The organism is Streptomyces sp. SCL15-4 (assembly GCF_033366695.1).
Classification (GTDB): domain Bacteria; phylum Actinomycetota; class Actinomycetes; order Streptomycetales; family Streptomycetaceae; genus Streptomyces.
The window spans coordinates 5,179,580-5,197,937 of the sequence record NZ_JAOBTQ010000001.1 but is presented as its reverse complement, the minus strand read 5'-3'; the positions used below and the strand labels follow the sequence as shown (position 1 = coordinate 5,197,937).

The window sequence follows — 18,358 nt, the reverse complement described above, 5'->3', positions numbered from 1 at the left end:
CGCGCATGGCGTCGGCAGCGGCGGCCGGGGCCGCACCAGGCCCCGCCGCGCCTCGCGGTCGCAAGAGCGTGACCGGCACCCGCAAGACCGTGGCAGCGCTGTTCCTGCTGCCCGCGCTGGTGCTGCTCGGCGCGCTCGTGGTCTACCCGATCGGGTACTCGATCGTCCGCAGTTTCTCGGGCTCCTCCGGCGAGGGCTTCGTCGGCTTCGACAACTACAAGACGCTGTTCACCGACGACGGCATCCGGACCGCGCTGAAGAACAACGTCATCTGGGTGGTGTTCGCACCGACGGTCGCCACCGCGCTCGGCCTGGTCTTCGCGGTGCTGACCGAACGGGTGCGCTGGGGAACGGCGTTCAAACTGGTCGTCTTCATGCCGATGGCGATCTCGATGCTGGCCGCCGGGATCATCTTCCGGCTGGTGTACGACCAGGACCCGGACAAGGGGGTCGCCAACGCGGTGTGGGTGGGCGTGCACGACACGTTCGCGCAGTCGTCTGCGTTTCCCAAGGCGCATCCGGGCCGCGAGTCGCCGCTCGTGGCGGACGGCGGGGGCTTCCTCACCAAGGACGCCGTGCGCGCCGGGCAGCCGGTCGCCCTGCCGCTGGTCGGCGTGGCTCCCGACCAGCTGCCGGACGGCGTGCGGAAGGCCGTCGCCGCGCGGCCGGAGCCCGGCAAGGTCACCGGCACCACCTGGCAGGACTTCACCCGCGGCAAGGGCGTCGGCAGGCTCGGCGCGCCCGATCCGTCGGAGGTGGGGTACGCCGGGATGCGGATCGAGGCGGTGAAGGACGGCAAGGTGGTGGCCTCGGCCAAGGCGTCCGGTGACGGCACCTTCACCCTGCCCGCCGCCGCCGACGGGGCCCGGCTCCGGCTGCCGGCGGACAACTTCCGGGAGGCGTACAACGGGGTCGGCTGGCTCGGCCCGGCGCTCGTCACCCCGGCGATCATCGGGTCGTACGTGTGGATGTGGGCGGGCTTCGCGATGGTGCTGATCGCGGCCGGACTCGCCGGCGTGCCCCGGGAGTTGCTGGAGGCGGCGCGGGTGGACGGCGCCTCCGAGTGGCAGGTGTTCCGCAAGGTCACCGTGCCGCTGCTGGCACCGGTGCTGGCGGTCGTCGTCGTCACACTGATGATCAATGTGCTGAAGGTGTTCGACCTGGTGTTCATCATCGCGCCCGGCTCCTCCCAGGACGACGCGAACGTGCTGGCGCTGGAGCTGTACCGCAAGGGCTTCTCGGAGGGCCGGCCGGGCGTCGCGAGCGCGATCTCGGTGTTCCTCCTGCTGCTGGTGATCCCGGTGATGCTGTTCAACATTCGTCGGCTCAGGCGGGAGGTGCGGCGATGACGGTGACCGCCACGAGCGTCCGGAAGACGGAGCCGGTCCGGGCGGTGCCCGGCCGACGGTCGGTCGGCTCCCGGATCGCGGAAAAGCTGAGCGGCGGACTGGTCCGCGTGGTGCTGATCGTCGTGGGCCTGTTCTGGCTGGTGCCCACCATCGGCCTGTTCGTCTCCTCGCTGCGCTCGCCGCAGGACATGAGCGCGAGCGGCTGGTGGACGGTGTTCACCGAGCCGTCCCAGCTCACCGTGGACAGCTACCAGAAGCTGCTGGAGAACTCCGACATCACCGACTCGCTGGTGAACACCGTGCTCATCACGGTCCCGGCGACGCTGCTGGTCGTGGTGGTCGGGGCGCTGGCCGGATACGCGTTCGCGTGGATGGAGTTCCCGGGCCGGGACTGGTGGTTCCTGGGCGTGGTGAGCCTGCTGGTGGTGCCCGTGCAGGTGGCGCTGATCCCGATCGCCGAACTCTTCGGCAAGATCGGGTTGTTCGGGTCGATCCTCGGGGTGATCCTGTTCCACACCGGGTTCGGGCTGCCGTTCGCGGTGTTCCTGCTGCGGAACTTCTTCGCGGAGATCCCGCGTGAACTGCTGGAGGCGGCCCGCCTGGACGGCGCCGGCGAACTCCGGCTGTTCGCACGGGTGGTGATGCCGCTGGGCGGGCCGGCGATCGCGAGCCTCGGCATCTTCCAGTTCCTGTGGGTGTGGAACGACATGCTGGTCGCGCTGGTGTTCACCAAGTCGGGCACCCAGCCGATCACGGTCGCCCTGCAGACACAGGTACGGCAGTTCGGCAACAACATCGACGTGCTGGCGCCCGGCGCGTTCCTCTCCATGGTGATCCCGCTGGCCGTGTTCTTCGCGTTCCAGCGGCAGTTCGTGACCGGTGTGATGGCGGGCGCCGTCAAGTAGTGGTGCACCGGCGGTATTTCACCGGGGCGGGTCCGCGAGGGCCCGCCCCTGGCGTCGGGTAGCCCGAATGCCGTACCCGCCGTAACCAATGCGCTGCGCCGGCCGTTCCACGGACCACCACGCCCGTGCCGAGCGACCCATGGATGTCCCGTGCCCCGGTTCAGTGTCATCGTCCCCGCGTACCGGGTCCAGGCGTATCTGCCCGCCTGCCTGGACTCGGTGCTCTCGCAGTCGTACGCCGACCTGGAACTGATCGCCGTGGACGACCGCTCGCCCGACGCCTGCGGCGCGATCATCGACGAGTACGCGGCCCGGGACCCGCGGGTGAAGGCCGTCCACCTCGCCGGGAACCAGGGGCTGGGCCGCGCCCGGAACGCCGGGACGGCCGAGGCGACGGGCGACTACCTGGTCTTCCTGGACGGCGACGACACGCTCACGCCGGGCGCGCTGCGGGCGGTCGCCGACCGGATCGGGGCGACCGGCGACCCGGACGTCCTGGTCTTCGACTACGCGCGCGCCCACTGGGACGGCCGGCTGGTGCGCAACCGGCTCGCCGACCGGCTCGCCGAGGAGGGCCCGGCGCCGTTCCGCCTGGCGGACCGGCCGGGGCTGCTGCGGGTGCTGATGGTGGCCTGGAACAAGGCCTACCGGCGGGAGTTCGTCGCGGAGCACGGCTTCGCGTTCCCGCCGGGCTACTACGAGGACACCGCCTGGACCTTCCCGGTACTGCTGACGGCCGGGTCGATCGCCACCCTGGACCGGGTGTGCGTGCACTACCGGCAGCGCCGGCGGGGCAGCATCCTCGGCACCGTCAGCCACCGGCACTTCGACCTGTTCGAGCAGTACGAGCGGGTGTTCGCGTTCGTCGAGGAGCGGCCGGAGCTGCACCGCTGGCGCCCGGAGCTGTTCGTGCGGATGATCGACCACTATGTGACGGTGTTCACCCGGCGGGACCGGCTGCCGCGCGGCACCCACGGCGCGTTCCTGCGCCGGGCCCGCGCCCACTACCGCCGTTACCGCGTGCCGGGCGTGCCGGTGCCGCCGCGGCACGCGCTGGTCCGCTTCGGACTGCACCGCACGTTCCGGGCCCTCCAGGCGGCCGCGGCCGTGCGCCGGCGCGCACAGAAGTCCGCCGCGGGCCTCGCGCGCGCCGTGCGCACCGGCGTACTGGGCCTGCACCACCGGGTGCAGTCGTGGCTGCCGCTGACCGACACCGCGGTGTTCGAGGCCGAGGAGGGACGCGGTGATCCGGCCGCGCTGGAGGAGGCGTTCCGGGCGCACGCCCCGTGGCTGAGGACGGCGTGGGTCGTCCGGCCCGGGCAGGAGCACACGGCGCCGCCCGGTCCCCGCCCGCTGACGCCGGGCACCGCCGCGTACCGCACGGCGCTGGCCCGCTCCCGCTATCTGGTCACCGACGCGGACTTCGGCGGACGGCTGCGCAAACGGCCCGGGCAGGTCGTCGTACAGACCCGGCAGGGCACCCCGCTCGGGCACGCGGGCCTGGACCTGCTGGAGCGGCCGGCGGCGGCCCGGGGCCTGGGAGCTACGGAGTTGCTGCGGGGCGCCGACCAGTGGGACTACGTGCTGTCCGGCAGCCGGCACACCACTCTGATCTGGGAGCGGGTGCTGCCGGGCCGGTACACCACGCTGGAGTACGGGCTGCCCCGCAACGACGTCTTCCAGCGGGCGACCGCGGCGGACGTGGCCCGGCTGCGTGCCGACCTGGGCCTTCCCGAGGGCGCGGTCGCGATCCTGTACGCGCCCGCCCACCGCGAGCACCGGCGTGCCCAGGACCCGCCGCTGGACGTGGAGCGGCTGGCGCGCCGGCTGGGCCCGCGCTTCGTGATCCTGGCCCGCGCCCACGTGCCGGTCCGGGGCGCCGGGGTGATCGACGTCCGCGCGCACCCGGACCCGGCCGCCCTGTGCCTGGCCTCGGACGCGCTGCTCACCGACCACGCGCCGGTGATGTGCGACTACGCGAACCTGGACCGGCCGATCGTGCTGCACACCGCGGAGCGGGCGGTGTACGAGGCGGTCCGCGGCCTCTACGCCGACCTGCGGGCCTGTCCGCCGGGCGCGGTCGCGGCCGACGAGGAGGAACTGGCCGCCGTCTTCACCGGCGGCGACTGGTGCGGCGCGCGCTCGGCGCGGCTGCGGGCGGCGTTCCGGGAGCGGTTCGGCCCGTGGGACGACGGGCGGGCCGCCGAGCGGGTGGTACGCCGGGTGGTGCTGGGCGAGACGGAGCCGGCGCCGGTGGTGCCGCCCGGGGCGCGCGCCCCGGCGCCGCCGGCCCACGCGTTCGTCCCGGCGCACCAGGGCCCGGTCACCGTGCCGCGACCCGCCGGTCTCCTCCCCGTCACCGGGAGCCGCTGAACACCGTTGTTCCTTCCGGGAGTCCCCATGCCCCTCGGCTCGACGCGGCCCGCCCCGAGCCGGCCGTCCACCCGGCGTCCGGCGGGACGGCCCGGCCGGGCCCGCATGACGACAGAAAGAACAGAATGCCCCGCTTCAGCATCATCGTCCCCTCCCACGGGGTCGCCGGCCGGCTGTCCCAGGCGCTGGACTCGGTCCTCGGCCAGTCCTTCGGCGACCTCCAGCTGATCCCGGTCTGCGACGGCCCCGACGCCCTCGCCGCCGAGGTCGCCGCCGGGTACGCCGGGCGGGACTCCCGGCTGACCATCGTCCACTCGCCGCCCGCCGCCGGGCTGAGCGGGGCGCGCAACGCCGGGATGCGGGCGGCGACCGGCGCGTACGTGCTGTTCCTGGACGGCGACGACCTGCTGCTGCCGACGGCGCTGGCGGCGGTGGACGCCCGGCTGTCGGAGGTCGCCGGGGTGGATGTGCTGTACTGCGAGCACGAGCGCGCCCCCTGGTGGGAGGGCGAACCGGCGAACCCGGCCGGACCGCTGCCGGCGAAGGCCCCGGGCGCCGCCTTCGCTCCCGCCGAACTGCCCGCGCTGACCGGCGTCCAGCTGCCCGCGTGGAGTGCCGTGTACCGCCGGGCCTTCCTCGCCGAGCGGGACCTCTCCTTTCCCGACGGGCACTTCACCGACCTCGGCTGGGGCGGCCTGGTGACCGTCGCGGCCGGGCGGATCGCGGTGCTGCGCCGGGCCGTCGTACGGCACCGGCCGCGCCGTCAGGGCAGCCGGCTCCAATCGCCCGGCCCGCACCAGCACACCCTGCTGGACCAGGTGGAGCGGGTGCTGACCCGGGCGGCCGAGCAGGAGCTGCCGGCCGAGCGGACCGGGCCGCTGTTCGACCAGGTGTTCGCCGTGGTGCTGAAGACGGCGTCCCGGCCGGAGCGGCTGCCCTCCGGGCACCGGGCGTTCTTCCGCCGCGCGGCCCGGCTGTACCGGCTCCACCGGCCGGCCGGCCACCGGATGCCGGACGGCAGGCTCGGTGTGCAGCACCGGCTGCTGGCGCTCGGCGCGTACGGCGCGTTCCGCGCGCTGCGCGGCGCCAACCGCGCGGCCGGCGGCGCCGTCGCGCGGCTGCCGCGCCCGCGCATGGCCCGCACCCGGCTGCGCTACGGCCGCGACCTGCGCCGCCCGCTCGATCCGAACCTCGTCGTGTACTGCGCCTACTGGGGCCGGGGCTATGCCTGCAACCCGGCCGCGATCCACGCCAAGGCCCGCGAACTGGCCCCGCACCTGCGCTCGGTGTTCCTGGTCGAGGCCGGCCAGGAACACACGCTGCCGGACGACGTCGAGTACGCGGTGATCGGCTCGCGCCGCTCCTGGGAGGTGCTGGCCCGGGCCGCGTACCTGGTCAACAACGCGAACTTCGCCGAGGGCGTCGTCAAACGGCCGGGCAGCGTGCACGTGCAGACCCAGCACGGCACCCCGCTGAAGACGATGGGCGTGGACCAGTCGGCGTACCCGGTGGTGGCCGCGCGGTCCGGGAGCTTCACCAGGCTGCTGGGCCGGGTCGACCGCTGGGACTTCAACCTGTCGTCCAACCGCCACTCCACCCAGATGTGGGAACGCGCCTTCCCCGGCTCCTACGAGCACCTGGAGTACGGCTATCCGCGCAACGACGTCTACTACACGGCGACCGCCCGTGACGTGGCCCGGGTCCGCCGCGAGCTGGGCGTCCCGGAGGGCCGGACGGCCGTGCTGTACGCGCCGACCCACCGCGACCACCACACCGGTTTCGAGCCCGGCCTGGACCTGGAGGAGTTCTGCCGGGCGGCCGGGGACGACGTCGTCGTGCTGCTGCGCGCCCACTACTTCTACGACCGGGGCGGCTCGCGCGGCTCGGACCGGATCATCGACGTCACCGCGCACCGCTCGACGGAGGACGTGTGCCTGGCGGCGGACGCGCTGATCACCGACTACTCGTCCATCATGTTCGACTACGCCAACCTGGACCGGCCGATCGTGATCTACGCCGACGACTGGGAGGTGTACCGGGAGACGCGGGGCGTCTACTTCGACCTGATGGCCGAGCCGCCCGGACCGGTGGCCCGGACACCCGGGGAGCTGGCCGCCGTGTTCCGCGACGGCTCGTACGCCGGCCCCGCGGCCCGGGCGCTGCGGGCCGCGTTCCGGGAGCGGTTCTGCCAGTTCGACGACGGACGGGCCGCCGAGCGGGTGGTGCGGCGGGTGCTGCTCGGCGAGCCGCCCAAGGCGCTGCCGCCCGTGCTCCCGCTCGCGCAGCGCGTTCCCGCACCCGCCGCCGCGACCCTCGTGAGGAGCTGACCCGCCGTGCCCCGCTTCAGTGTGATCGTGCCCTGTTACAAGGTGCAGGGCTTCCTGCGCGAGTGCCTGGACTCGGTGCTCGGGCAGTCCTTCGGGGACTTCGAGCTGATCGCCGTGGACGACCGCTCCCCGGACGGCTGCGGCGCGATCCTGGACGAGTACGCCGGCCGGGATTCGCGCGTGAAGGTGCTGCACCTGCCGGAGAACGTGGGCCTCGGCATGGCCCGCAACGCCGGGCTCCCGCACGCCACCGGCGACTACCTGCTCTTCCTCGACAGCGACGACACGCTCACACCGGGCGCGCTGCGGGCCGTGGCCGACCGGCTCGCGGAGACCGCCGACCCGGACGTGCTGGTCTTCGACTACGCGCGCACCTACTGGTGGGGCGGCACCCGGCGCAACGTCCTCGCACACCTCCTGGCCCGGGAGGAGGTGTTCACCGCCGCGGAGTACCCGCAGATCCTGGACCTGCTGATGGTGGTCTGGAACAAGGCCTACCGCCGGGACTTCGTCACGGAGCACGGCTTCGCCTTCCCGCCGGGCTACTACGAGGACACGCCCTGGACGTTCCCGGTCATGCTCAGCGCCCGCCGGATCGCCGCCCTGGACCGGATCTGCCTGCACTACCGGCAGCGCCGGCAGGGCAACATCCTGTCCACCACCAGCCGCAAGCACTTCGACATCCACGACCAGTACGAGCGGGTCTTCGCGTATCTGGCCGAGCGGCCGGAGCTGGCGTCCTGGCGGCCGTATCTGCACCGCAAGATGGGCGAGCACTGCCTGGACATCCTGGCCAAGCCGGACCGGCTGCCGCCCGCCGACAAGGCCGAGTTCTTCCGGCGCACGGCCCGGATGTTCCGCGCCCACCGGCCCGAGGACGGCCGCGTGGACGGCGAGGTCGCCGTGCTGACCGGTTCCTGGGCCGGGTACCGCCTGCGGCGGCGGACGGCGCGGGCCGGGCGGGCGGCGGCCCGGCGGGCGGACCGGGCGCGCCGGGCCGCCGCCGCGCGGGCCCGCACCGGCTGGGCCGCGCTGCACGCCCGCCGTCCGCTGGACGAGAACCTCGTGGTGTACTCGGCGTCCTCGCACCGGGGCGTGCTGGGCGATCCTGCGGCGGTCTACCACGCGGCCCGGGAGATCGCGCCGTGGCTGCGCGGGGTGTGGGTGGTGCGGGACCGGGAGACGGCCGAGGGGCTGCCGGACGGGGTCGAGCACGTGATCGTCGGCTCGCGGCGCTATCTGGAGGTCACCGCGCGGGCGAAGTTCTTCGTCAACGACGTCAACTGGCCCGGCACCCTGGCCAAGCGGCCCGGCAGCGTGCACATCCACACCCACCAGGGCACCCCGCTGAAGTACCTGGGCGCCGATCTGCGGGACAGGCCGGGCGCCCGGCTCGGCTTCGACGTGCCGCAGATGCTGCGCCGGGCCGACCGCTGGGACTACAGCCTGGTCGCCTGCCGCCACGCCGAGCTGGTGTGGGAGCGGGCCTACCCCTGTCACTTCACCTCGGTGCGCACCGGCAGCCCGCGCAACGACGTGCTGGTGAACGGCGGGCCCGGCGGTTTCCGGGAGCGGCACGGCATCCCGGCGGACCACACGGTGGTGCTGTACGCGCCGACCCGCCGGGACTACCGCCGCGGCGGCCATGTGGACCGGATCGACCTCGCCCGGTTCGCCGCCGACCTCGGCGAGGGGCACACGCTCGTCGTCCGGCTGCACCCGTCGCTGGCGAACGGGCCCGCGCGGGGCATGGGCCTGGCGGAGCTGGCCCGGCGCCGGATCGTGGTCGACGCGACCGGCGAACCGCACCTGGCGGAGGTCCTGCTGGCGGCGGACGCGCTGGTCACCGACTACTCGTCCGTGCTGTTCGACTACGCGGTCCTGGACCGGCCGGTCGTCGTGTACGCCGACGACTGGCCCGCGTTCACCGCGAGCCGGGGCGCCTATCTCGACATCACCGCCGAGCCGCCGGGCCGGGTCGCCCGCGCCTATCCGGAGCTGGTCCGGCTCTTCGGCTCCGGTGACTGGCGGGACGAGGAGTCCGCGCGGCGGCGCGCCGCGTTCCGCGACCGGTTCTGCGAGTTCGAGGACGGGCGGGCCGCGGAGCGGGTGGTACGGACCCTGCTGCTGGGCGAGCCGCTGCCCGGCCCGGCGTCCCGGATCCCGGGCCAGTCCGGGTCCCGGGACGCGCTGTCGACGGCGTAGCGGCCGCTACTCGACGACGAGGTCGACCTCGATGTTGCCGCGGGTGGCGTTGGAGTAGGGGCAGACCTGGTGGGCGGTCTCGACCAGCTTGCGGCCGGTCGCCTCGTCCACGGTGTCGGGCAGCTCTATCCGCAGGGTGACCTTCAGCCCGAAGCCCTCGCCCTGCTTGCCGATGCCCACCTCGGCGGTCACGGCGGCGTCGCTGACGTCGACCTTCGCCTGCCGGCCGACCAGGCCGAGGGCGCTGCCGAAGCAGGCGGCGTATCCGGCGGCGAAGAGCTGCTCGGGGTTGCTGCCCTGGCCGTCGCCGCCCAGCTCGACCGGCATGGCCAGGGCGAGGTCGATCCGGCCGTCGGAGGAGACGGCACGGCCCTCGCGGCCGTGGGTCGCGGTGGCGACGGCGGTGTAGAGCGCGTCCATGGGGACCATCCCTCTCGGGTGCGGGGTTCGTTACGGCCATAAGTAGAGCACACAATTAAATTGTGCACAATCAAATGTCCCGCAAGAGCTACCCTGGAGGCATGACCGACACGGAGTGGCTCCGCCTGGACCGCCAGATCTGCTTCTCCCTGCACGCGGCCTCCCGCGCCTTCAACGGCGTCTACCGCGTGCTCCTCGGGGACCTCGGGCTCACCTACCCCCAGTACCTGGTGATGCTGGTGCTGTGGGAACAGGGCGACCTGCCCGTCAAGAAGCTCGGCGAGCAGCTGCGACTCGACTCCGGCACGCTGTCCCCGCTGGTCAAGCGGCTGGAAGGGGCCGGTCTGGTACGGCGTGAGCGCAGCGCCGAGGACGAGCGGTCGGTCCTCGTCCGGCTCACCGGCGAGGGCGCGGCGCTGCGCGAGCGGGCCGTCGAGGTGCCGCGCCGGATCATGTCGGCGACCGGCTTCGACCCGGCGGAGATCGGCGAGCTGCGCGAGCGGCTCGACCGGCTCACCGCCGCGCTGGACGCGGCGGCGCGGACGGAGGCCGCGCGCTGACGGGGCGGACGTAGAGCCGTACGGTCGCCACGCCCCGCACGGCCTCCTCACGGCCGGCGAACTCCTGCCACAGCACCGACACCTTCGCGCGCTCCACCGGGTCGCGCGGCACCCAGCGGCCGCCGAGCACCCGGCGGTCCCCGACGACCCACACCCGGTCCAGCCGCGCCAGCCTGCGCCGCAGCTCCGCCACCGGCGCCTCCCGCCCGTACAGCGTTCCGGACTCCGCGGCCCCCGCCACCCGCAGCACGTCCCGGGTCCCCCGGAACGGCCGCGGATAGGCGATCGCCACGTTCCGCATGGCGGCGGGCAGGTACACCACCGCGTCCCCGGCCACCAGCTCCCGCCCGGCGGCCCGCGACACCGCCCCGAGGTCGTCCGCCCGGCCACCGGGGTCCCGGTCCTGCTCCAGGAGGGGGAACTGGTGGCACAGCGAGAGCGCCACGGCGGCGACACCGAGGAGGGTGAGGGAGGGGCTGAGGAGGGGGCGCCTTCGCGGCCCGCCGCCGCGCCGTGTCCGCCCGGCCGCCTCCGCCACCCGCTCCGCGCCGCAGGCCACCAGCAACGGCGCCCCCGACAGGGCGTAGAGCACATAGCGGTCGACGTACAGCGGTGACGCCTGGGACACCAGCATCAGCACCGCCGGCGGCACCACCATCACCGGCAGCCCCACCCCAGCGCCCGTCAGCTCCCCCCGCCGTCCGACCAGTCGCAGCAGCCCCAGGCATCCCAGGGCGCAGCACACCCAGAACACCGAGTCGGCCGGCCCCAGGAACTTCCGCAGCAGCCCCCCGGCCGTCTCCGCCGTGGGCGCCCGCAACCACGCGAGCTGCGCCGACTGTCCCCGCGACACCAGCACCATCGGCAGCAGCGCGACGACGACCGCCGCCGCCGCGCACCCCCACCCCCGCCACACCCGCCCCCCGGCCCGGGCCAGCGCCAGCGACCCCGCGTGGGCGAGCAGCAGCAGCACGGCGAACTCGTGCAGCCAGCAGGTGAGTCCGAGGACCGCGCCGTAGGCCCACCAGGAGCCGCCCGCGACGGCCCGGACGAACAGCAGCGTCGCCGCGGTGGCACCGGCCGCGACCAGGGCGTAGGAGCGGCCCTCCTGCGCGTAGTGCCCGGCCATCGGCGTGACGGCGTAGAGCAGACCGGCCCACAGTCCGACCCGCGGCCGGACCAGCCGGCGGCCCAGCTCGGCCACCAGCGCCGCCGTGCCGGCCGCCGCGCACACCGACGGCAGCCGCAGCACGACCTCGCCGGGATGGACGGCGAGGACGGCGTGCAGCAGCAGGTAGTACAGGCCGTGCACCGCGTCCACGTCGTGCAGCAGGCGCCAGATCTGCGGCACCGTGCGCCGTCCCACCTGGAAGCTGACGGCCTCGTCGCGCCACATGCCGTCCCGGTCCAGCCGCCACAGCCCGAGGACCAGCATCACCAGCGCGGGCACGCCCGGTACGGCGGCCCGCCGCACCCGTTCCCGGACGGGCGGCCGGCTCGTTGCACCGGTCGGCGCGTCCATGGGCGCACCGACCGCTCGGCGCGACTGCGGTCTCGCAGGAAGCCCTACGTTCACCCTGGCCCGATCTCTTGCGATTAGCCAACATTTGCGTATGTTGACGGCGTATCAGCATGAATACACCATCCGCACCGCTTAGGCTCCCATGCGATGAACCGTCTCCGTGGCACCCCCGGACCGCTCGTCACCCTCACCGCCCTGTGGCTCGCCACCCGCGCCCTGATGCTGTGGCTGACCGCCCACAGCGGCTCCTGGCCGCTGGGCGGGGGCGCGGTGACCCGGGAGGTGTGGCGGCTGTACTTTCACTGGTACGGCGTGCTCGCGCACGGCTCCTTCCCGGTGCACGACACGCTGTGGCAGTATCCGCCGGGCGCGGGCGCGGTGCTGCTGGCCCCGGGCCTGCTGCCGGGCCTGACCTACTTCCAGGCGTTCGTCCTGCTCACCCTGGCCGTGGACGCGCTGACCGTGGCGGCGCTGCTGCGCGCCGGCACCCGGCCCGGCCGCAGCCTGCTCGGCGCGGCCGTGTGGACGGGCGGCCTGCCGCTGCTGCTGCACCTGCCGCTCGCCCGCTACGACGTCCAGGTCACCGCCCTGGCCGTGCTCTCCCTGCTGGCCTCCGCGCGCTCGCCGCGCGCGGGCGGCGTGTTCGGCGCACTGGGCGCGCTGGTGAAGGTGTGGCCGGCGCTGGTGCTGCTCGGCACGCCCCGCGGCCGGCCGACGCGCACGGCGTGGCTGTCGGCGGCGTGGACCGGGGCCGGATGCCTCGCCGTGCTCGCGGTGTTCTTCACCCATCCGCTGTCCTTCCTGCGGGAGCAGGGCGGCCGGGGCGTGCAGATCGAGTCGCTCGGCGGTACGGCGCTCAACCTGGCCCGGCACCTCGGCTGGCCGGGCCGGTCCCGTTACCAGTACGGCGCGGTGGAACTGGTCGGCCCGCACGTGCGCGCGGTCGCCGTCGCCTCCCTGGCGCTGACGGCGCTCTGCCTGGGCCTGCTGGTGCTGTGGCGGGTGCGGGCGCGGCGCTGGAGCGAGGCCACGCCGTTCGACGCGGCGCTGAGCGCGGTGCTGCTGTTCACGGTCACCAGCCGGGTCATCAGCCCGCAGTACATGATCTGGCTCATCGGGCTGGCCGCCGTCTGCCTGACCTCGCGGCACACCTGCCAGCGGCCGGTGGCGGTGCTGGTGCTGGCGGCGTCCGCGCTGAGCACGGTGGCGTTCCCGATGTACTACCGCGAGGTGATGGACGGCACCTGGGCGGGCTGCCTGCTGATGCTGGGCCGCAACGGGCTGCTGGCGGCCGCCGCCGTGCTGTCCTTCGTCCGGCTGTGGCGCTCCGCGCGCCCGCCGGCCGGCGCGAGCGCGCCGGCGGCGCGGCCCCGGCCCGGTGCCGGCCGTCTTCCGGACCGGGCACTCAGCGGCTCTTAACGAGGTAAACCACCCTTTCCGGCTCACTTCTACGCACTTCGTGGACCCATGCACCCAGAACCACCGGACCCAGCGCTCACACCGGCGTCCCGGGTCACCGTCGTCGTCATCGGCTACAACGACCGCGCGCATGTCGCCGACGCGGTCCGCTCGGCACTGGCGCAGGGACCCGCGGTCGCCGAGGTGATCGCCGTGGACGACTGCTCCACGGACGGCAGCGACGGGCTCCTCGCCCGGCTGGCCGCCGGCGAGCCGCGGCTGCGGGTGGTGCGCCGGAGCGCGAACAGCGGCGGCTGCGGCACTCCGCGCAACACCGGGATCGACGCGGCGACGGCGCCGTACGTGATGTTCCTGGACAGCGACGACGTCCTGCCGCCCGGCGCGGCGGACGCGCTGCTGACGGCGGCGGCCGAGGGGCGCGCGGAGGTGGCGGGCGGGCTGTGTGTCCGCCGGGAGCTGCCGTCGGGGCGCGAACAGCCGTGGCAGCCGGGCCTCTACGCGGCGCCCGCGGTCCTCGCCCGCCCCGCCCGGCGCCCCCGGCTGGTCCACGACACGCTGTGCGTCAACAAGCTGTACCGCACCGGCTTCCTGCGCGCGCACGGCATCCGCTTCCCCGAGGGCCGCTTCCTCTACGAGGACTTCGTCTTCACCGCCCGCGTACTGGCCGCGAACCCGCGCGTCGCGCTCGTACCCGACCGGGTCTACGTGTGGCAGGTGCGCCGGTCGGCCGCGCGGCCGTCGCTGTCGCTGGACCGGGAGCACATCGGGAACTGGGCGGCGCGGGTCGAGGCGTGCGCGCTGGCGTACGCCATCCTGCTGGGCGCCGGGCAGAAGGAGCTGGCGCGGGCGGCGCGCGCCAAGTTCCTCGACCACGAGCTGCGGATGTACGCGCGCGAACTGCCGCTGCGCGACGCGCACTACCGGCGCGCGTGGTGGGCGCGCACCCGGGAGCACCTCGCGGACTACGACGCGGCCGACTGGGAGCCGGACCCCGCCGCGCCCGGCCGGCTGCTCGGGCGGGTGGTGCTGGCCTCCGCCGGACCGCGCGACCTGCCCCGGCTGCGCGAGCTGGCCGCCCGCCCGGCCCGCCTCCTCCCGCCCTACGCCCGCACCCCCGGCGGCACCCCGGTCTGGTCCGCCGACCTCCCCCAGGTCTCCCTGGCACCGCTGCTGACCCGGCCCGTCTCCGCGCTGCCGCTCACGGTGGACGCCGGCCTGCGTCCCCGCGCGCGTGCCTCGCTGCTGCGCCTGCGGCTGCACGAGCTGTACGGGAGGGTGGCCGGGGCGGGCGGTTGCGTGGCGGACGTGGAGTGGCGGGCGCGCGAGGACGACCGCACGCGCGGGCGCACGACCGTCCCGTTCACGCCCTCCGGCGCGGACACCTGGGCGGCGCGGGTGCCCGTGGACCTGGCGGAACTCGGCTCCGGCACCTGGGATCTGCGCCTGACCCTCCGTTTCGCGGACGGCGCCCGGCGTGAGGTCACGGCGCACGCCCTGCCGGGGCGCCGGCGCGCCGTCCCGAGCGCCGTGCACGGCGTGCTCCTGGTCCAGCCGTACGCCACCCACTCCGGTGCCCTGGCCGTACGCGTGGCGGCCGGCCCGCGCGGAGTGCTCCGGGTGGCCCGCGCCCGGCTGAACCGCCTGCTTGACTGTGGGCCGGGCCGGCGTCGGTGACGACGGGGGCCGACGGACGAGCCGAGACGAGCTGACGAGGGGACGGTCGCACATGACCTGGCTGATCACCGGCGGTGCCGGATACATCGGGGCGCACGTCGTACGGGCGATGACCGCGGCGGGGGAGCGCGCGGTCGTCTACGACGACCTGTCCACCGGCATCGCCGAGCGCGTACCGGCCGAGGTCCCGCTGGTGCGCGGCTCGGTCCTGGACGCGGACCTGCTGGCCGAGACCCTGGCCCGGCACGAGATCACCGGAGTCGTCCACCTCGCGGCGAAGAAGCAGGTCGGCGAGTCGGTGGACCGTCCGCTGCACTACTACCGGCAGAACGTGGAGGGCCTGCGCGTCCTGCTGGAGGCGGTGACGCGGGCCGGGATCGACGCGTTCGTCTTCTCCTCCTCGGCGGCCGTCTACGGCATGCCCGACGTCGACCTGGTGACCGAGGAGACGCCCTGCCGCCCGCTGTCCCCCTACGGCGAGACCAAGCTGGCCGGCGAATGGCTGGTGCGCGCCACGTCCCGGGCGACCGGTCTCGCCACGGCGTCGCTGCGCTACTTCAACGTGGCGGGCGCGGCGGCGCCCGAGCTGGCCGACACCGGTGTGTCCAACCTGATCCCGATGGTCTTCGAGCGGCTCACCGAGGGCGCGGCGCCGCGCGTCTTCGGGGACGACTACCCGACGCCGGACGGCACCTGTGTGCGCGACTACATCCACGTGGTCGACCTGGCCGAGGCCCATGTGACCGTCGCCCGCGCCCTGCGCTCCTCACCCGGCACCGGGCTGACCCTCAACATCGGGCGCGGCGAGGGCGTCTCCGTGCGCGAGATGATCGACCGCGTCAACGCCGTCACCGGCTACGACCGTCCCCCCACCGTCACCCCGCGCCGTCCCGGCGACCCCGCCCGGGTCGTCGCCTCCGCCACCCGCATCGGCACGGAACTGGGCTGGCAGGCCAAGTACGACGTCCAGGACATGATCACGTCGGCGTGGGAGGGCTGGGTCCGCCGGCACCCGGAGGCGGCACGGTCGTAGACCGCCTCACAACGCCTTCAGCGCGCCCGCCGTGGCCCGCGCCAGTTTCTCCAGGTAGCCCTTCGGCGGCCTCGGGGCGCGGATCACCACCGAGCGCCAGTAGAGCGGGCCCGAGATCAGGTCCAGGGCCAGGTCCGGGTCGATCCCGGCGCGCAGCTCGCCCCGCTGCTCCGCCGCCGCCACGATCCGGCTGGCCACGCCCTCCTGGCCGTCGCGCAGCGCCTTCTGGAAGGCATCGGCGAGGTCGGGGTTGCGGGCGGCCTCGGCCTGGAGGTCGGGGATGATCTGGGAGGCGACCGGGTGGCGCAGGGCGCGCGAGCTGACCTCGTACAGCAGGCGCAGGTCGCCCTCCAGGGAGCCGGTGTCAGGCGCCGGGAAGCCGGTGACCGCCAGCGCGGACACCACGTCCAGGACCAGGTGGAGCTTCGAACGCCAGCGCCGGTACACCGCCGTCTTGCCGACGCCGGCCCGGCGCGCGATCCCCTCGATGGACATGCGGGCGTAGCCGACGGCGGCCAGTTCCTCGAAGACCGCCGTCCGGATGGCCTCGGTCACGTCCTCCCGGAGCACGGCCGCCCCGGCGGGCGCCCGGCGGCGCGGACGCGCCGGCGGCTCGTCGGCGGAGGCGGCGGCGTTCGTCGTCATACCGCACAGCATAGGCCGCGACGACGAAACGGTTGCGTTCCGACGTCGGTTGGGCCTACGCTCACGTCACGACGATACGGTCCCGTCCCGTCGTAAGAGAACGTGAAGAGAAACGTAAGGAAACGCCGGACGACGGGACGGACGCGGCGGCTCCCGGCGAGAGTCGGCCGCGGCACCCCCTCCCCCGAGCGAAAGCAGCGGATGTGAGCCAGGTCCTCCACACACCGCCCCCCACCCGGGCCCCGGCCGGCGACGACCTCGCGGCGCTCGCGGCCCGGCACGGCCTGTCGGTCAGCGGCGCCCGCCCCTCCCTGCCGGAATACGTCCGCCGGCTGTGGGCCCGGCGCCACTTCATCGGCGCCTTCGCCACCGCCAAGCTCACCGCGCAGTACAGCCAGGCGAAGCTCGGCCAGGTCTGGCAGGTCATGACCCCGCTGCTGAACGCGGCGGTCTACTACTTCATCTTCGGCGTGCTGCTCGGCACCAAGTCCAACGTGCCCGACTACGTACCGTTCCTGGTCACGGGCGTGTTCGTCTGGACGTTCACCCAGAGCTCGATCATGGCCGGCACCCGGGCCATCTCCGGCAACCTCGGCCTGGTCCGCGCCCTGCACTTCCCGCGCGCCGCGCTGCCGATCTCCTTCGCGCTCCAGCAGCTCCAGCAGCTGCTGTTCTCGATGTGCGCGCTGGTCGTCATCCTGCTCTGCTTCGGCGTGCCGGTCGCCGCCTCCTGGCTGCTGGCCGTCCCCGCGCTCGTCCTGCAGTTCACCTTCAACGCGGGCGTGTCCATGGTCGTGGCGCGACTGGGCGCCAGGACCCCGGACATCGCCCAGCTGATGCCGTTCGTGCTGCGCACCTGGATGTACGTGTCCGGCGTGATGTGGAGCATCGACAAGATCGCCAAGCACGACGACCTGCCGCACCTCGTCACCGTCCTGCTGCAGATCAACCCGGCCGCCGTCTACATCGACCTGATGCGGTTCGCGCTGATCGACAGCTTCCACGCCCACCAGCTGCCCCCGCACGTGTGGGCGGCGGCGGCCGGCTGGGCCCTGCTCGCCGGCGTCGGCGGCTTCATCTACTTCTGGAAGGCTGAGGAGACGTACGGCCGTGGCTGAGCACAGCGCAGAGAAGGTCCCCACCGTCGTCGCCGACCGCGTCGACATCGTCTACCGGGTCAACGGCACCGGCGCGGGCCGCGGCTCCGCCACCGCGGCGCTCAACCGCATCCTGCGCCGGGGGCAGGCCGAGAAGGCGGCCGGTGTGCGCCGGGTGCACGCGGTGCGGAAGGTGTCGTTCGTCGCCTACAAGGGCGAGGCCATCGGGCTCATCGGCACCAACGGCTCGGGCAAGTCGACCCTGCTGAAGGCGGTCGCGGGCCTGCTCCCGGTGGAGAGCGGCCACATCTACACCGACGGCCAGCCGTCCCTGCTGGGCGTGAACGCGGCGATGATGAACGACCTCACCGGCGAGCGCAACGTCTTCCTCGGCGGGCTGGCCATGGGCATGTCCCGGGAGCAGGTCAGGCAGCGCTACCAGGACATCGTCGACTTCTCCGGCATCAACGACAAGGGTGACTTCATCACCCTGCCGATGCGCACGTACTCCTCCGGCATGGCCGCCCGGCTGCGCTTCTCCATCGCCGCCGCCAAGGACCACGACGTCCTGCTCATCGACGAGGCGCTGGCCACCGGCGACCGCTCCTTCCAGCGGCGTTCGGAGGCACGGATCCGCGAGCTGCGGCAGCACGCCGGCACGGTCTTCCTGGTCAGCCACAACAACAAGTCGATCCGCGACACCTGCGAGCGGGTCCTCTGGCTGGAGCGCGGCGAGCTGCGCATGGACGGCCCGACGGAGGAGGTCATGAAGGAGTACGAGGCCTTCACCGGCGAGAAGAAACCGGCCACCGCGAAGGCGTAAGCGCAT

General features: G+C 74.0%; 14 protein-coding genes. 11 read left to right on the top strand and 3 right to left on the bottom strand.

Annotated elements, in window-relative coordinates; translation table 11 throughout:
* Nucleotides 1–5: 5 nt before the first annotated feature.
* The 5 genes from SCK26_RS23260 to SCK26_RS23240 all read left to right on the top strand — a co-directional run bounded on the left by SCK26_RS23260 (nt 6) and on the right by SCK26_RS23240 (nt 9,159).
* The gene (locus tag SCK26_RS23260) at nt 6–1,349 is read left to right on the top strand and encodes a carbohydrate ABC transporter permease (RefSeq protein WP_412080774.1); all 1,344 of its coding nucleotides are present in this window, start codon (nt 6–8) and stop codon (nt 1,347–1,349) included.
* Nucleotides 1,346–2,254: a carbohydrate ABC transporter permease gene (locus SCK26_RS23255; protein ID WP_318203257.1), complete on the top strand. Its 909-nt coding sequence runs from the start codon at nt 1,346–1,348 to the stop codon at nt 2,252–2,254. Before SCK26_RS23260 ends, SCK26_RS23255 begins: the two co-directional genes overlap by 4 nt.
* A gap of 150 nt (nt 2,255–2,404) precedes the next feature.
* Nucleotides 2,405–4,627, top strand: coding sequence for a CDP-glycerol glycerophosphotransferase family protein (locus SCK26_RS23250; RefSeq protein WP_318203256.1), 2,223 nt, complete (start codon nt 2,405–2,407; stop codon nt 4,625–4,627).
* A 125-nt stretch (nt 4,628–4,752) separates the two neighbouring features.
* Nucleotides 4,753–6,954, top strand: coding sequence for a CDP-glycerol glycerophosphotransferase family protein (locus tag SCK26_RS23245; RefSeq protein WP_318203255.1), 2,202 nt, complete (start codon nt 4,753–4,755; stop codon nt 6,952–6,954).
* Nucleotides 6,955–6,960: 6 nt separating this feature from the next.
* Nucleotides 6,961–9,159: a CDP-glycerol glycerophosphotransferase family protein gene (locus SCK26_RS23240; RefSeq protein ID WP_318203254.1), complete on the top strand. Its 2,199-nt coding sequence runs from the start codon at nt 6,961–6,963 to the stop codon at nt 9,157–9,159.
* Nucleotides 9,160–9,165: 6 nt separating this feature from the next.
* Here the strand turns inward: SCK26_RS23240 and SCK26_RS23235 are convergent, their stop codons facing one another.
* Entirely contained in the window at nt 9,166–9,579 is a 414-nt protein-coding gene (locus SCK26_RS23235; RefSeq protein ID WP_318203253.1) for an organic hydroperoxide resistance protein, read from the bottom strand.
* Nucleotides 9,580–9,653: 74 nt separating this feature from the next.
* Here SCK26_RS23235 and SCK26_RS23230 point away from each other — a divergent pair, with 74 nt between their 5' ends.
* Complete coding sequence (locus tag SCK26_RS23230; RefSeq protein WP_412080773.1) at nt 9,654–10,139, top strand: MarR family winged helix-turn-helix transcriptional regulator; 486 nt, start codon at nt 9,654–9,656, stop codon at nt 10,137–10,139.
* Here SCK26_RS23230 and SCK26_RS23225 read toward each other — a convergent pair.
* Nucleotides 10,093–11,661 carry a glycosyltransferase family 39 protein gene (locus SCK26_RS23225; RefSeq protein ID WP_318203251.1) on the bottom strand — a complete coding sequence of 523 codons (1,569 nt, stop codon included), beginning with the start codon at nt 11,659–11,661 and terminating at the stop codon, nt 10,093–10,095. The two genes, SCK26_RS23230 and SCK26_RS23225, sit on opposite strands and share 47 nt — an antisense overlap.
* Nucleotides 11,662–11,808: 147 nt before the next feature.
* Between SCK26_RS23225 and SCK26_RS23220 the strand changes: the two genes are divergently transcribed.
* Genes SCK26_RS23220 through galE form a run of 3 tightly spaced genes read left to right on the top strand, consistent with a single transcriptional unit; the run spans nt 11,809 to nt 15,787 of the window.
* Complete coding sequence (locus SCK26_RS23220; RefSeq protein ID WP_318203250.1) at nt 11,809–13,080, top strand: glycosyltransferase family 87 protein; 1,272 nt, start codon at nt 11,809–11,811, stop codon at nt 13,078–13,080.
* A gap of 48 nt (nt 13,081–13,128) precedes the next feature.
* Nucleotides 13,129–14,754 (top strand): glycosyltransferase family 2 protein, encoded by a 1,626-nt coding sequence (locus tag SCK26_RS23215; protein ID WP_318203249.1) that lies wholly within the window; start codon nt 13,129–13,131, stop codon nt 14,752–14,754.
* Between the two features lie 52 nt (nt 14,755–14,806).
* Complete coding sequence (galE, locus tag SCK26_RS23210) at nt 14,807–15,787, top strand: UDP-glucose 4-epimerase GalE (protein WP_318203248.1); 981 nt, start codon at nt 14,807–14,809, stop codon at nt 15,785–15,787.
* Nucleotides 15,788–15,793: 6 nt separating this feature from the next.
* Here galE and SCK26_RS23205 read toward each other — a convergent pair whose 3' ends face one another.
* A complete protein-coding gene (locus SCK26_RS23205) occupies nt 15,794–16,432 on the bottom strand; it encodes a TetR/AcrR family transcriptional regulator (protein ID WP_318203247.1) in 639 nt (212 codons plus the stop codon).
* Between the two features lie 203 nt (nt 16,433–16,635).
* Between SCK26_RS23205 and SCK26_RS23200 the strand changes: the two genes are divergently transcribed.
* A complete protein-coding gene (locus SCK26_RS23200; RefSeq protein WP_318203246.1) occupies nt 16,636–17,550 on the top strand; it encodes an ABC transporter permease in 915 nt (304 codons plus the stop codon).
* Nucleotides 17,543–18,352 carry an ABC transporter ATP-binding protein gene (locus tag SCK26_RS23195; protein WP_318203245.1) on the top strand — a complete coding sequence of 270 codons (810 nt, stop codon included), beginning with the start codon at nt 17,543–17,545 and terminating at the stop codon, nt 18,350–18,352. Before SCK26_RS23200 ends, SCK26_RS23195 begins: the two co-directional genes overlap by 8 nt.
* Nucleotides 18,353–18,358: the final 6 nt, after the last annotated feature.

What these genes read in the sequence shown, in the direction of transcription:
- SCK26_RS23260 (WP_412080774.1), top strand. Translation starts at nt 6, where the DNA reads ATGGCGTCGGCAGCGGCGGCCGGGGCCGCACCAGGCCCCGCCGCGCCT.
- SCK26_RS23255 (WP_318203257.1), top strand. Translation starts at nt 1,346, where the DNA reads ATGACGGTGACCGCCACGAGCGTCCGGAAGACGGAGCCGGTCCGGGCG.
- SCK26_RS23245 (WP_318203255.1), top strand. Translation starts at nt 4,753, where the DNA reads ATGCCCCGCTTCAGCATCATCGTCCCCTCCCACGGGGTCGCCGGCCGG.
- SCK26_RS23235 (WP_318203253.1), bottom strand. Translation starts at nt 9,579, where the DNA reads ATGGACGCGCTCTACACCGCCGTCGCCACCGCGACCCACGGCCGCGAG.
- SCK26_RS23230 (WP_412080773.1), top strand. Translation starts at nt 9,654, where the DNA reads ATGTCCCGCAAGAGCTACCCTGGAGGCATGACCGACACGGAGTGGCTC.
- SCK26_RS23225 (WP_318203251.1), bottom strand. Translation starts at nt 11,661, where the DNA reads ATGGACGCGCCGACCGGTGCAACGAGCCGGCCGCCCGTCCGGGAACGG.
- SCK26_RS23220 (WP_318203250.1), top strand. Translation starts at nt 11,809, where the DNA reads ATGAACCGTCTCCGTGGCACCCCCGGACCGCTCGTCACCCTCACCGCC.
- SCK26_RS23215 (WP_318203249.1), top strand. Translation starts at nt 13,129, where the DNA reads ATGCACCCAGAACCACCGGACCCAGCGCTCACACCGGCGTCCCGGGTC.
- galE (WP_318203248.1), top strand. Translation starts at nt 14,807, where the DNA reads ATGACCTGGCTGATCACCGGCGGTGCCGGATACATCGGGGCGCACGTC.
- SCK26_RS23205 (WP_318203247.1), bottom strand. Translation starts at nt 16,432, where the DNA reads ATGACGACGAACGCCGCCGCCTCCGCCGACGAGCCGCCGGCGCGTCCG.